Origin of the sequence: Psychrobacter immobilis (assembly GCF_904846175.1) — a bacterium.
GTDB classification, from domain to species: domain Bacteria; phylum Pseudomonadota; class Gammaproteobacteria; order Pseudomonadales; family Moraxellaceae; genus Psychrobacter; species Psychrobacter immobilis_E.
Map to the genome: position 1 here is coordinate 24,028 of NZ_CAJGZM010000011.1, position 13,866 is coordinate 37,893.

At 41.3% G+C, this 13,866-nt stretch carries 11 protein-coding genes; 8 read left to right on the forward strand and 3 right to left on the reverse strand.

Annotated features, from left to right (window positions below):
• Positions 1–298: 298 nt before the first annotated feature.
• The 8 genes from JMW39_RS11645 (at position 299) to JMW39_RS11680 (ending at position 9,405) form a co-directional block, all read left to right on the forward strand.
• Positions 299–1,882 (forward strand): transferrin-binding protein-like solute binding protein, encoded by a 1,584-nt coding sequence (locus JMW39_RS11645; protein WP_201546629.1) that lies wholly within the window; start codon positions 299–301, stop codon positions 1,880–1,882.
• A 95-nt stretch (positions 1,883–1,977) separates the two neighbouring features.
• Positions 1,978–3,480, forward strand: a complete 1,503-nt coding sequence (locus JMW39_RS11650) for a surface lipoprotein assembly modifier (RefSeq protein ID WP_201546630.1) — start codon at positions 1,978–1,980, stop codon at positions 3,478–3,480.
• Positions 3,481–3,514: 34 nt separating this feature from the next.
• Positions 3,515–4,789, forward strand: coding sequence for a lipoprotein-releasing ABC transporter permease subunit (locus tag JMW39_RS11655; protein WP_201546631.1), 1,275 nt, complete (start codon positions 3,515–3,517; stop codon positions 4,787–4,789).
• Positions 4,790–5,192: 403 nt separating this feature from the next.
• The gene (locus JMW39_RS11660; protein WP_201546632.1) at positions 5,193–6,230 is read left to right on the forward strand and encodes a DUF1852 domain-containing protein; all 1,038 of its coding nucleotides are present in this window, start codon (positions 5,193–5,195) and stop codon (positions 6,228–6,230) included.
• 68 nt (positions 6,231–6,298) lie between these two features.
• The gene (locus tag JMW39_RS11665; protein WP_201546633.1) at positions 6,299–7,345 is read left to right on the forward strand and encodes a methionine synthase; all 1,047 of its coding nucleotides are present in this window, start codon (positions 6,299–6,301) and stop codon (positions 7,343–7,345) included.
• 87 nt (positions 7,346–7,432) lie between these two features.
• On the forward strand, positions 7,433–7,933 hold the full coding sequence (locus JMW39_RS11670) for a flavin reductase (protein ID WP_201546634.1): 501 nt from the start codon (positions 7,433–7,435) through the stop codon (positions 7,931–7,933).
• Between the two features lie 95 nt (positions 7,934–8,028).
• A complete protein-coding gene (locus tag JMW39_RS11675) occupies positions 8,029–8,853 on the forward strand; it encodes a sulfite exporter TauE/SafE family protein (protein ID WP_201546636.1) in 825 nt (274 codons plus the stop codon).
• 75 nt (positions 8,854–8,928) lie between these two features.
• Positions 8,929–9,405, forward strand: a complete 477-nt coding sequence (locus JMW39_RS11680; RefSeq protein WP_201546638.1) for a hypothetical protein — start codon at positions 8,929–8,931, stop codon at positions 9,403–9,405.
• 193 nt (positions 9,406–9,598) lie between these two features.
• Here JMW39_RS11680 and glmS read toward each other — a convergent pair whose 3' ends face one another.
• From glmS to JMW39_RS11695, 3 genes are all read right to left on the reverse strand, one after another.
• The gene (gene glmS, locus JMW39_RS11685) at positions 9,599–11,443 is read right to left on the reverse strand and encodes a glutamine--fructose-6-phosphate transaminase (isomerizing) (protein WP_201546640.1); all 1,845 of its coding nucleotides are present in this window, start codon (positions 11,441–11,443) and stop codon (positions 9,599–9,601) included.
• 225 nt (positions 11,444–11,668) lie between these two features.
• Entirely contained in the window at positions 11,669–13,051 is a 1,383-nt protein-coding gene (gene glmU / locus JMW39_RS11690; RefSeq protein ID WP_201546642.1) for a bifunctional UDP-N-acetylglucosamine diphosphorylase/glucosamine-1-phosphate N-acetyltransferase GlmU, read from the reverse strand.
• A gap of 221 nt (positions 13,052–13,272) precedes the next feature.
• Positions 13,273–13,863, reverse strand: a complete 591-nt coding sequence (locus JMW39_RS11695; RefSeq protein WP_201546644.1) for a phosphatidylglycerophosphatase A — start codon at positions 13,861–13,863, stop codon at positions 13,273–13,275.
• Between the last annotated feature and the right edge of the window lie 3 nt (positions 13,864–13,866).

Genomic DNA, 13,866 nt, shown 5'->3' on the forward strand with positions numbered 1-13,866 from the left:
TAACTTTTGTAAAAATAATGCGATTGGGTCGATAAAAGTATTGAAATCCATTAAATATTGCTTTATTGTAGCGGTATCAATTTTACTGAAAATGACAATGCTATAACGTTGTAGTATCACTATTGCGCTACAGCATTTTACATTGACATAAAGCAGACGGTTTGGTAATCTGAGCGTTAAGCTGTTCGCTTCCTACATGCTGTAGTTAATAGCGAAGTATACCGTACTATCTATACATGAGTAGTTCTTACATCGATATGAGGAAATAAAGATGAAACAAAAATATCTAGCAGTAGCATTGAGTGCTGTCTTCGCAGCAACAGCATTAGCAGGTTGTGGTAGTGATGGCGATAGCTCGTATAACGCGCCTACTCCAACACCTACGCCTACGCCTACGCCTACACCTACACCTACACCTACGCCTACACCTACGCCTACACCTACGCCTACACCTACACCTACACCTACGCCTACACCTACACCAACGCCTACACCAACGCCTACTCCAGGTCAAGGTGGTGAAGATAACCCTGGTGCAGCAGCTGAAGGTAATTTAGATTTAAAAACTCAGACTACTGTAGGTGGTCAGCAATACGTTCGTGGTGCTGATGCTAATTTTGACCGCGTATTAAATCCTGCTGCCGACAACAAGAATGCTAACGCGACAGTACTGAACGGTAAAACGCTTCAGAATCAGAATCTTGATAACATCGTTATCGGTCGTGAAACCATCAACCGTGCAGATGGTACGCCTAAAGAATCGGTACGTTTTGCTGGTAAAGGCATAGATACAGTCTCTAGCCCAGATGCTTCTAATACTCTTACGTTACAAGAATATAATGTAGCAAATGGTGTTAATGTTACTGATGCCAATAATGAACTTAACGGTCTGGTCGTAATTGAAAGAGCATCTCCTACTAGCTCGTTGTTTAATGTAGAAGGTCAGGAAAATGCTTCAGCTCCATCTAACATAGCAAAATCTACAGGTTCAAATCTGAACACACGTATCTTCGGTAATAAGTATCGTGATGTTAGTAATACTGCTGCTGAAAATAGTGTTCGTTTTGTTGCGAACAAAGATGCTAGTGGCAACTATGTTATTGTTAATGATGCCACTACTCCTTTAGTTGACAAGGCTAATAAGTCATCATTTAAGACGATTAATCTTGATAACGTTCAATATGGTCGTGTCACATCTAATCTTGATAAATTAGATACAGTTTCAGATGTAGATGGTATCACTTACTATGAGTCTAAAATCTCAAGTGCCCAAGATAGACAAGCTGGTCTTAAGGGTACTGTAGATACTTATTTCTATCGTGGTACTAAAGAAACAGATATTGGTCAAATGAATGATCTTAAAGCGGCAAGTGGTAATATTGCCTATGCAGGTCATGCATTGATGTATGGTATCGACAATTCATATCATGGTCCACTAGGTGATCCAAACAGTAACGCTTTTGGTGATGGTGATAAAGCTGTTGCAGGTCAAGGTAACTACGTACAAGCCAATTTGAGTTTGGCTGATAGAAAATTAACTGGTAATATCTTCAACGTATGGGAAGTTACACCAAACGTAAACGGTGTTCTTAGTGATACAAACGTATACAAAGAAGATAAATTAGTAAAATTTGAAGGTACGGTATTTGGTAACACTGCTAAGGGTACATCTCAACTAGCTTACGGTCCTAATAAAGATTTGGGTACGTTTAAAGGCACTTTCTTCGGTAAAGATGGTGCTGAGCTTGGTGGCGCTGTTAACTCTGTAACAGACGCATATGGAGCTCCAGCTTGGGGTGGTGTGTTTGGTGCTCAGAAAGTAGTAACTCCGGAAATACCTGAAGGTCCTAAGCCTGGCGGTAACGCTAACCAAACTGAGTAATAGTTTAGTTATTATCTAGTAATGAACAAGCAGACGGCCACCTTCGAGTGGTCGTTTGCGTATTTGATGCTTAACAATTACTGATTGGAACCGTTATGAAATATTTTCGACACTCTGATATGTATAGTGCATTGGCTTTTATAGTAAGCTGTAGCGCTATGAACTTGCAAGCTGCTGAACCATCAACAGTGCCACTAGCCCCACAAGACAACTCGATTGAAACGATTAATAAGTTAATCAATCAATCGCGCCCAGATGAGTTTGAAAGACTGCCAACAGATTTGCCTTCAGATGATTCTGGCCCAAAGATGAGTAAAGAAGAAAGCAAAGCTTATTTAAAAGCTAATCCTGCTGAGTTTGAGAAATTATTAAGTAATATGCTCAGACAAGCCAATGCTGAGTCATTAGAGGAATTACTCCCAGTTTATCAACAAGTACCTAATTATGATCCTTCAGTGATAGACTGGGGTAATGCTATTATCGCTGCAAAAAAAGGTAAGTTAGATGAAGCGGTAACTATGTATCGTAAGGTCAACGCGCAGTTACCTGAAGTTCAGATTTTAAGATTTCAGTTGGCCATGGCTCTGTACTACAACCGCCAATTTGATGCTGCACAGTCGGAGTTTGAAGCATTGCGTAGTGAAGCGCCTACTGAAGATGATGTAAAAGTTATTAATAACTATCTAAATGCTATTAACGCTCAAGACCGTTGGAGTTTTAATGGTTCAGTATCGTATATGGACGATAGCAATATCACTAACTCACCAGAGCAAGGTACACAGATCGTTAGACCTGATGGCTCAGTTCTTACTTACACATCGCCTAGAGAGTCAGGAAAAGGTTTTAACTTTAATGCAAGTGGTGATAGAAAATGGTTGTATGACAACAAGATATTTACCACTGTGAACTTAAATAGCTATGGTAAATACTACTGGGATAATAAAGACTATAATGATGTCACTGCTGGTATCGGCGCTGGTATTGGCTATCAGAATGCTGTTACAGAAGTGGAGATTGGTCCATTTTATAACAAACGCTGGTATGCGCAAGGTAAGAGCGGCGATGGTGGTTTACAGAGCTATGCAGATACTACGGGCATAAAGCTTAGCGCTAATCAATGGCTTAGTCCAAAGCTACGGTATCAGGGTTTGGCACGCTACGCTAAATCAAGCTATATAGATAAATATGAATTTAATGACGGTGAAGACTGGCTGTTAGCAAATACCGCAGTTTATCTGCCAAATGGTCAGCAATTTTGGACATTTGGTGTTGATTATTCTACTCGAGATTCTGAGGATGATTCCTTAGCTTATGACCGTCCAGGTGTCAGAGTAGGTTGGGGTCAAACATGGCCAAAAGGTTATACTACAAGATTAGATCTTGGTTACGCAGAGCGTAATTATGATGGTGCAGACTTCTTTGGTATTCAACGTGAAAATAAAGAATACAGTGCGGGTATTACCGCATGGAATAGAGGTTTCTCTTTCTTGGGTCTGACACCAAGATTAAGTTGGAGCTATAATAAAGTAACCAGTAATTCACCTTTTGAAGAATATGATAAAAATGATGTTTCAGTCGAATTGACTAAAGCATTCTAATTTTATTATTCATATATATAAGAGATATTAACTTATGCGCCGTTCGCTACCCATTGTTATAGGATTGCGCTTTATTCGTTCAGAAAATGCTAATAAGTTTTTATCTTTTATCTCATCGGTATCTATGGCAGGTCTAATACTTGGCGTTGCTGCATTAATTGTGGTGACGTCAGTCTTAAATGGTTTTGAAGAAGCGCTGTCTAAAAAAATATTAGGAATGGTGCCACAGGCGGCGGTCTATTCGTCATTTCCCTTAGATGATTGGAAGCCGTTTGCGCAAGCCATAGAAAAAAACGATAGCAATGTAGTAGGGACCGCACCTTTTGTGCAGGCTCGAGGTATGTTGTCGCTGAATGGTGATGTAAATAGCACCATCATAAACGGTATAGAGCCAACTTCTCATGCTAAGGTATCTATTCTTAAACAAAGCATGGTAGCGGGTGATTTTGATAGTTTAAATGCCGGTGCTAATAACATTATCCTCGGCAAATATGTCGTCGATAAGTATGCTCTAAAGCTCGGTGATGAAGTCGGTATTATAATCTCTAAACCTTCTAATTCTACAGTCGGTATCACACCTACTTTTCATACCTATACGCTTACGGGCGTATTTCATGTCAGTCAAGAGATAGAGAAGTGGATGAGCTATATCGCCATGGATGATGCTTCTGATGCGGTAGGCTTAAATCATGGTGCGACTGGTATTCGTTTAAATTTAAAAGATGTTTTCACCTCTCAGGACTCAGCTAAGCAAGCATTAGCTAGTGCCTCTAACCAAGCTTCTACACTTCAAGGTGTTCAAAAAGACGTTAGCTTTTCTAGTGGAGAGTGGACGCAGACCCATGGCAGTTTATATACTTCTATTCGTATGCAAAAAACCATGATGTCGTTACTTCTATTTCTCATTATTTTAGTTGCAGCATTTAACGTTATTTCAACATTAGTGATGAGCGTTACAGAAAAAAGATCAGATGTGGCGATACTAAAAACTTTTGGAGCGTCATCAAGTCTTATTTCCCGAATATTTATCGTTCAGGGGACTGTTATTGGCGTATTAGGTGTGCTTATTGGTTTAGCCTTAGGTATTGTACTGTCGCTTAGCATTCCTAGTGTGTCAGCTTGGATCAATGTCACTTTTGATTTAGGGCTTTTTGATAATTATTTTGTGGAGTCATTACCTTCCAAAATTAAACTCATAGATATACTGCTTATCTTAATATCTTCTTTAGTTGTCGTTTTATTATCTACTCTATATCCGTCATACAGTGCTGCTAAAATTGAACCTGTACAAGCATTAAAAGGTGAATAATTACCTATAATATTATCTGCTTCTCCATTTAGTTAATATAGTACAGCAACATATTCAGTCTAATACCTTTGCCATTTTCTTTATCATTTGTAGTTTGAGTTCTACGTTATATGCGACTTCAATTTATGATAGTAAAATGCGAGTCAGTTGCTAAACCTGCTACATTATTCTCTTCAATCATCCAAGATTTTTCCATTCCTTTATAAATCTCATTTCCCGTAAAATAATCCACCAAAATCCCTGCTATCAAATCCTTCTCTATAATCAAATCTTAGTAACATGAATTTAACTCATCTTTAATTTAAATAGTATCATTTTTATTCATGATTGAGTTCGGGTATGATTTATCTCATACACAAATTTGGTTTTATCTCACACAATGAGATTAGGGTAGCGGATTATCATGAGTAAACAATTTACATATTCCATCTCGAGCATTCGTTTTGATGAAAATTATCATCCTGCAGATAGTACGCGTCTAACGACTAACTTTGCCAATTTGGCACGCGGTGAACATCGCGAAGAAAATCTGCATAAAACGTTAAGAATGATCAATAATCGTTTTAACGCTTTGGCGCATTGGGATAACCCAACTGCCGACCGTTATTCTGTTGAAGTTGATATTATTTCAGCAGATTTGGATATCGAAGGTCATGGACATACCTTTCCTATCATTGAAACGCTTAAAACAACGATTGTTGACCATAAAGACAACACCCGTATCGACGGTATGATTGGCAATAGTTTCTCATCTTACGTGCGCGATTATGACTTTAGCATCGTCCTATTAGAGCATTTTGACAAGAACCCCACTTTACCACCGCCAGCAGATTTTGGTGATTTGCACGGAAAACTGTTTCAGTATTTATTGAATTCAGAAGCCTATCAAGCTGAGTTTAATAAACAGCCAGTGATTTGCCTGAGTGTGTCAACCAGCAAAACTTATCATCGTACGATTAATCAGCATCCGGTATTAGGGATGGAGTATAGACAAGACGGCTGCTCTTCGAACAAGGGGTCGTTGACTGATAAGTACTTTTCCAAAATGGGTTTGACTGTGCGCTACTTTATGCCTGCCGGTAGTGTGGCGCCTTTAGCCTTTTATTTTGCCGGTGACTTGCTGAGTGATTACACCGACCTTGAGCTCATCAGTGCAATAAGCACCATGGAAACTTTCCAAAAGATTTATCGTCCTGAAATTTATAATGCCAACTCGACGGCAGGTCAGGTATATCAACCCAGCTTAAAGTATCAGGATTATTCCCTAACGCAAATCGTCTATGACCGCGAAGAGCGTAGCCAAATGGCGGTCAAGCAAGGCAAGTTTACGGAAGCAAAATTTATTCAGCCTTACCAAGCTATTCTTGAAGAATGGGCGGCAAGCTATGATGTGAATGAGCGCGCGCTGGAAGAATGTGCAGATAAAGAATACGCCGCCTAAATACATTCAATTTAGATATTCTCAATCTAGCCGAAATTAGAATACGAATAAATAAGAAGATAAATCCTATGACAATATTATTACCGACACAAAAATTATTACCAACATCAACCGCGGGCAGTTTGCCAAAACCTTCATGGCTCGCTGAACCTGAAAAGATTTGGTCGCCTTGGGCTTTAGAAGGCGAGCAACTCCTTGAAGCCAAACAAGATGCGCTACGGGTGTCATTACAAGAGCAACTACAGGCAGGGATTGATATCGTCAGTGATGGTGAGCAAACGCGCCAGCATTTTGTGACCACCTTTATTGAACATCTCGATGGTGTCGATTTCGAAAAGCGTGAAACGGTCAAAATTCGTAATCGCTATGAGGCCAGTGTGCCGTCAGTCGTTGGTGCGGTGAGCCGTCAAAGACCTGTGTTTGTTGACGATGCCAAATTTTTACGCTCGCAAACTGATCAGCCAATCAAATGGGCGTTGCCCGGTCCGATGACGATGATTGATACTTTATATGATGGTCATTATAAAAGCCGTGAAAAATTGGCGTGGGAATTTGCTAAAATCCTCAATCAAGAAGCGAAAGACTTAGAAGCGGCTGGTGTCGATATTATCCAATTCGATGAGCCTGCTTTTAATGTGTTCTTCGATGACGTCAACGATTGGGGTATTGCCACTTTAGAGCGTGCTATCGAAGGTTTAAAGTGTGAGACAGCGGTACATATTTGCTACGGCTATGGCATCAAAGCTAATACCGATTGGAAGAAAACCTTAGGTACAGAGTGGCGTCAATATGAACAAGCCTTTCCAAAATTGCAGCAGTCACATATCGATATTGTCTCACTGGAATGTCAAAACTCGCATGTGCCGATGGATTTGATTGAGTTAATCCGCGGTAAAAAGGTGATGGTTGGCGCTATTGATGTGGCAACCAATAGCGTTGAAACCCCAGAAGAAGTGGCAGATACGTTACGCAAAGCACTGCAGTTTGTGGATGCGGATAAGCTTTACCCTTCGACTAACTGCGGCATGGCACCGTTATCCCGCCAAGTTGCGCGCGGCAAATTGCATGCTTTGAGCGCGGGCGCAGAAATCGTACGCAAAGAGCTAAGCGTTTAGCATTTCTTAACAAATGCTAGGTTGTTTAAAGCTATGAGTGACCTCAGTTATCAATGTACTTAAAGATTAAAATTTAGGAGTTAAGTCATGATTGAAGCAACTGATTTTAGAGAGGGCATGTCTCTATTACCGACGGCGGTCAATGTGATCACCACAAAAGGCAACTCTGGTTGTCATGGGTTTACAGCCTCGGCGGTATGTAGCGTGACTGACACACCGCCAACCTTGCTTGTCTGTATGAATCAGACCTCTCGCTCACACGCCCATTTTCTTGAAAATAAAACGTTAAGTGTCAATGTGTTAGGCACCCAGCATGAGTCTATATCTAATGCCTTTGCCTCCAAGCTATGCTCAGAAGAGCGGTTTGAGCATGGCGCTTGGACGACATTAGCCACAGGTGCGCCTATTTTAGAAGATGCATTGGTCAGTTTCGATTGTGAGATTGAAGACATTCAACAAGTGGGTACACATAGTATCTTTATGTGCCGAGTTGTTGCTATCAAACAAAGTGAGGGCGATGAAAGTTTGGTATATTTTAATCGCTCATACCATCAAGTAGGTCAAGTCGCTCAAATAGAAATCGCTTAAATTAGTGCTTAAGTCAGTTTTTAAGTCGGCCCTTGAATCAATAAGCATTTCACTCACATCACCCTTCAATCCTTTAACCGAGAAGTAACTATCCTGTGGAAATACTCATTTTCTTAATAATAGGCGCGCTAGCAGGATTTGCTGCGGGGCTGTTTGGCGTGGGTGGTGGCACCATCATCGTACCGCTGTTATTTATCGTCTTTACCCAAATGGATTACAGTCCTGACAGCATCATGCATTTAGCGTTAGGGACTTCACTAGCGACTATCATTGTCACCTCTATCAGCTCGCTGATGGCGCACAATAAAAAAGGCGCGGTTATGTGGCCAGTCTTTAAAAATCTGGCACCAGGTTTAGCGATTGGTTGCTTTTTTGGGGCAGGAATTGCGGGACAGATATCTGGATTGTATCTTCAGCTGATTGTTGGAGTATTTTTGCTGTGGGTCGCTTATAAGATGTTTTTTGGTGGCAAAAAGCAGGTTACTAATGAGGCCAGTGGAGTTAACCATGCCAATACAGCCCTGCCGTCAAAACCTAAGCAACTAGCAGCAGGCGGGGTCATTGGTATCGCTTCTGCTATCTTCGGTATTGGCGGTGGCAGCTTAACCGTCCCTTATCTCACGCGTTATGGCGTGGTTATGCAAAAAGCAGTTGGTACGTCAGCGGCATGTGGCTTGCCGATCGCCATTGCCGGTGCGTTAGGGTTTATGCTTTTTGGGATGCAGCAGCAAGTCGATGTGCCAAATACTATTGGCTTTGTCCATGTTTATGCCTTTTTAGGCATTAGCATTATGAGTTTTTTCACTGCTAAGTTAGGCGCAAAAGTCGCTCATATATTATCGCCAGAACTATTAAAGAAATGCTTTGCGGTGTTATTAACGGTGGTTGGGTGCTATTTTCTTTATAAAGGGCTGGTTTAGATATTCATATTTGTATAATAGGGCGTGTTCTCTTTAGAATGAGGACACGCCCTAATCATATTATTTTGGATAATTATGTTTGATAAACTTAAAGCATTGGCTGTACTTTCAGCTTTTCTAATACTTATCGCCTGTTCGAATGACAACTCTAATTTAGCTCCTGATGAAAGCGTTACTAAGGCTAGCAATCACGAGCGTGATGTACAGGAGATGTATCGTAATATCGATATGTTGACAAGAGAGTTGCCAAGCGTACTTGATGAAGTCACCACTTTAGAAAAGATTGATTTTGATGGAACAACGGTCACTTTCGGTTATAGGCTGAAGGTATCTGGTTATAATGCATCTGAAAGAAAAGAGATTGAAACGGTAATGCGCAATGAACATACTGAGTTAGCCTGTGCAGAGGCAGAGGTTATTCAAGGGATAAATATGGGATTTGATTATCAGTATAGCTATTACGATTTAGATGATATTAAAGTGGGTAGTTTTGATGTCACAAAAGACATTTGCGACAACCTAAATAAGGCTGAGTCTGAAATAGGAACATAATCAATTCCGGTTTGCTTTGCTGCTCAATATAATACTTATACAGACATATATCCAAGTTAATGAAATTTTCCATGTTCATTACACAAAAAATCCTTTGCTATCTAGTTAATACTAGACAGCAAAGGATTCAGTATTATACAATACTATAATAAGTAATTTATGATTAAAAATCCTATAAAATCAAATACTTAATCTACTCAACCGTAACTGATTTTGCGAGGTTACGTGGCTGATCGACATCTGTACCGCGCATAACCGCTACGTGGTATGACAGCAGTTGTACTGGCACACTATAGACGATAGGAGCAAGCGTCTCGCAAACCTCAGGTACATAGACCACGTGCATTCTATCTTCTGCGACCATCTTGCTTTCTTCACTGGCGAATACAAAAAGCTCACCGTGACGCGCATGTACCTCTTGCATGTTGGCTTTTAGCTTATCAAACATACTGTCTTTCGGTGCTAGCACCACGATAGGCATATCTTTATCAACCAATGCCAATGGGCCATGCTTTAGCTCACCTGCGGCATAGCCTTCTGCGTGAATATAAGAGATTTCTTTTAGCTTTAGCGCGCCTTCTAGAGCAATAGGGAACTGTAAACCGCGACCTAAGAACAAGCAGCTTTTCTTATATTCAAAGTGCTCACTCATGGCTTTGATAGGCGCATCAAGGTTTAAGCTTGCATGTAGTTGACCGGGTAATTGTTGTAATTGACCCAGCAGAATGGTCAAGTTTTCGCCAGTCATACGCTCTTGAAGGACACCCACTTTTAACACCAGTAGCATCAAAGCCGCAAGCTGAGTCGTAAAGGCTTTGGTAGAAGCAACACCAATCTCAGGGCCCGCAAGCGTTGGTAAAAAAATGTCTGTCTCACGGACCAGTGACGATGTCGGTACATTACATAAGGCCAAGCTGACTAGCCCTGTTGGCGCTTGCTTTTGGGTATCACGAAGCGCGGATAAGGTATCCGCTGTTTCGCCAGATTGCGAAATACAAATGACCAATGTGTTGTCGACGACGACCGGATTGCGGTAGCGGAACTCACTAGCAACTTCAACGGAACAAGGCACACGAATTAGGCTCTCAAACCAATATTTTGCCACCAAACCTGAGTGATAACTGGTACCACAAGCGATGACTTGGACGTGCTTAATGCCTTTTAATTGCGCTTCATGACGTTGTAAAAAGTCGTCGCGTAATTTAAAAGTTGTACCGTTATCAACTGCCATCTCAACAGTTCTTCTGACAGCATCTGGCTGCTCATAGATTTCTTTAAGCATATAATGCTTAAACTCACCTTTATCGGCATTATGCTGGGTCGCGTCAATTTCATGTATCTGACGTTTTACTTCAACGCCATCGGCATAAACGGTAATACTGTCGCGAGTCATTCTGGCAATATCGCCTTCTTCTAGATACATAAAGCGATTGGTGACCGGTAATAGGGCTAATTGATCAGAGGCAATAAAGTTCTCGCCAATCCCAACACCGATGACCAAAGGAGAACCTAAGCGGACGGTAATAAGTTCATCTGGGCAATCGATATGCAAAATACCAAGGGCAAAAGCGCCATGTAATAAAGGAATAACCGCACGAACGGCTTCTAATAAATCAGGCGTGCTTTTGTAGATATCATTTATTAAATGGGCGACAACTTCGGTATCGGTTTGCGAGGTAAACTCGTAGCCTTTGGCAATCAGATCTTCTTTTAATTCGGCATAGTTCTCAACGATACCGTTGTGGACGACAGCGATTTTACCTGATATGTGCGGGTGGGCGTTACGCTGAGCAGGTTCGCCATGCGTTGCCCAACGTGTATGAGCAATACCGATATGACCATCGAAAAATTCAGGATTCGTTGCAACGGCATCGACCAGCGCTTGCACTTTACCTACTTGACGCTCGCGATGCAGCTCACCATCACGAATGACAACCAAACCAGCGGAATCATAACCACGGTACTCTAGGCGCTTAAGACCTTCAAGTAAGATATTAGCGATATTACGCTCAGCTACTGCTCCAACGATTCCACACATAACTATTCCTTAAATTCGATGTTTCATGTTTTGATTGTTCAATGCTTAAATGTGATGATGTTAAGTTATTAAATAATAGAACTTTATATTAGGTCAGTGCGAGGATTTTGCACTCACAATCCTGACGCTATAAATATAAGGAAGCAGCATCACAAAGATTGTCATGCTGCTTATTATTGTTTAAATTAAATAGTGTTTAAATGAACAGTTTTCAACGTATTTTGACTATTTTGACTTTTTAGTCGGACGCTGAAAGTCATCTTTCTGGGTTTGACGAGCGCGACCAAAAGCTAATGCTTTATTATCAACATTTTTGGTAATCACGGAGCCTGCAGCAACCGTAGCCATATCACCAATGGTTACTGGCGCGACCAAACTAGAATTAGAGCCAATAAACGCATTATCTTCGATAATGGTTTGCGATTTGTTTACGCCATCGTAATTACAGGTAATGACACCAGCGCCAATATTGACGTCGGTACCGATCGTTGCATCGCCGACGTAGCTTAGGTGATTAACCTTGCTGCCATGACCGATAGTCGATTTTTTAATTTCAACAAAATTACCAACTTTGCTGTTGTCAGCCAAAACTGTTTCAGGACGCAAATGGGCAAAAGGACCAACATCGACACCTGCACCAATCTCAGCACGATCAATCACGCAATAAGGTTTGATATGACAGGCATTACCAATACGGGCATTTTTAATCACACAGCCCGCTTCGATATAAACGTTATCGCCTAAGACGCAATCGCCCTCAAATACCACTCCCACATCAACAAACACATCTTGACCGGCAGTTAAGGTACCACGAATATCAACACGACTTGGGTCGGCAAACTGCACACCGGCTTCTTGCAGGTCTGCAACCAATTTTCCTTGCCACGTGCGCTCTAAGCTAGCAAGCTGTTGGCGGTTATTGACGCCTTCAATCTCAAAGGTATGCTCAGGCTCAATCGCAACGATATTAATGCCTTCAGCGACAGCCATTTTAACAATATCAGTCAGGTAGTATTCTTGCTGCGCATTATTATTAGACAGCTTTGGCAGATATTTATGCAACAACGCATTATCAACGCAATAAATACCGCTATTAATCTCTTGAATTTTTTGCTCATCGGCGCTGGCATCTTTTTGCTCGACGATCGCTTCGATATTGCCATCTTTATCACGCTTGATACGACCGAGACCAAAAGGGTTTTCAACCGTCAGGGTCAACATCGACATACCGTCAGTATTCGCAGACTTCAAAGCCGTTAACGTCTGGCAGCTGACCAATGGTACATCACCATAAAGAATCAGACTTTGACCTTCTTTTGGTAAATCGGACAGCGTCACTTTTACCGCATGTCCTGTCCCTAACTGCTCAGTCTGGGCGACCCAAGTAATAGGTACGTGCGCATATTGCTCACTAATGTCTGCTTGGACTTGCTCGCCGCCAAAACCATGAACAATAATAGTGTCATCAACGGTCAATTGATGACAGGTATCAAGCACATGACCCAATAGTGACTTGCCAGCCAGTGTCTGTAGCACTTTTGGCTTGGCTGACTGCATACGTGTGCCTTTGCCAGCCGCGAGGATAATTACCGAAAGAGGAGATGTCATAATAGCCTACAAATGTAACAAAATATAAGATTGAATTATAGCGTAAATCATCATTTAACCAAAATGCTATGTCGTGACATCTTTGTAATCTTAATATTGTTTTATCCAGCTAGCACCAAAAATTCTAGCGCATAAAATTTGGGAGACGATAAAAGATGTTAAGAAATAAAAGATGTGAAAGCATAAAGGTAGTCTAACTAAAAATTAGATAATGATGATTGTTAATCAGCAAGGGTAAAAATAAAAGTATAAACAATCACCCAAACTGCGGCTGCCATCACACCAGCGATAATGTCATCGAGCATAATACCCAGACCGCCCGCGACTTTTTTATCCGCCCAGCCAATCGGTGGCGGCTTAATAATGTCAAAAAAGCGGAATAATATAAAGGCGATAATGATTGCTACGATAGTAGGTATTTGGGCGATATTTTGCCAAAAATTGCCGTTAGCGATACCCATATAAGATAGCGGAAGTAATGTAAGCCACATACCTGCCCATTCATCCCAAACAATGTGCGGATTATCATGACCACCCATCAGATCTGAGGTACGACCGCATATCGAATTACCAAGCAAACAAGCTAAAATGGTAATAATCAAAAACGGTACAAAGCCTAAACTTAATAAAGGTATCGCAACGATTAAACCGCCAACCGTGCCCCAAGTGCCGGGTGCACGGCGGGGCAGACCACTGCCTAAACCAATACCAAGCCAATAAATTAAACGGTCAAGCGCACTGGCATTGGCGGGGAGAGGCGGGCAATCATTGGCTTTACGGATGTCAGGCTTAATAAGGTCGTGATCAATCATGGG

Excerpts from the sequence above, each read along its gene's own strand:
- JMW39_RS11650 (WP_201546630.1), top strand. The coding sequence starts at position 1,978 with ATGAAATATTTTCGACACTCTGATATGTATAGTGCATTGGCTTTTATA.
- JMW39_RS11655 (WP_201546631.1), top strand. The coding sequence starts at position 3,515 with ATGCGCCGTTCGCTACCCATTGTTATAGGATTGCGCTTTATTCGTTCA.
- JMW39_RS11660 (WP_201546632.1), top strand. The coding sequence starts at position 5,193 with ATGAGTAAACAATTTACATATTCCATCTCGAGCATTCGTTTTGATGAA.
- JMW39_RS11665 (WP_201546633.1), top strand. The coding sequence starts at position 6,299 with ATGACAATATTATTACCGACACAAAAATTATTACCAACATCAACCGCG.
- JMW39_RS11670 (WP_201546634.1), top strand. The coding sequence starts at position 7,433 with ATGATTGAAGCAACTGATTTTAGAGAGGGCATGTCTCTATTACCGACG.
- JMW39_RS11680 (WP_201546638.1), top strand. The coding sequence starts at position 8,929 with ATGTTTGATAAACTTAAAGCATTGGCTGTACTTTCAGCTTTTCTAATA.
- glmS (WP_201546640.1), bottom strand. The coding sequence starts at position 11,443 with ATGTGTGGAATCGTTGGAGCAGTAGCTGAGCGTAATATCGCTAATATC.
- glmU (WP_201546642.1), bottom strand. The coding sequence starts at position 13,051 with ATGACATCTCCTCTTTCGGTAATTATCCTCGCGGCTGGCAAAGGCACA.
- JMW39_RS11695 (WP_201546644.1), bottom strand. The coding sequence starts at position 13,863 with ATGATTGATCACGACCTTATTAAGCCTGACATCCGTAAAGCCAATGAT.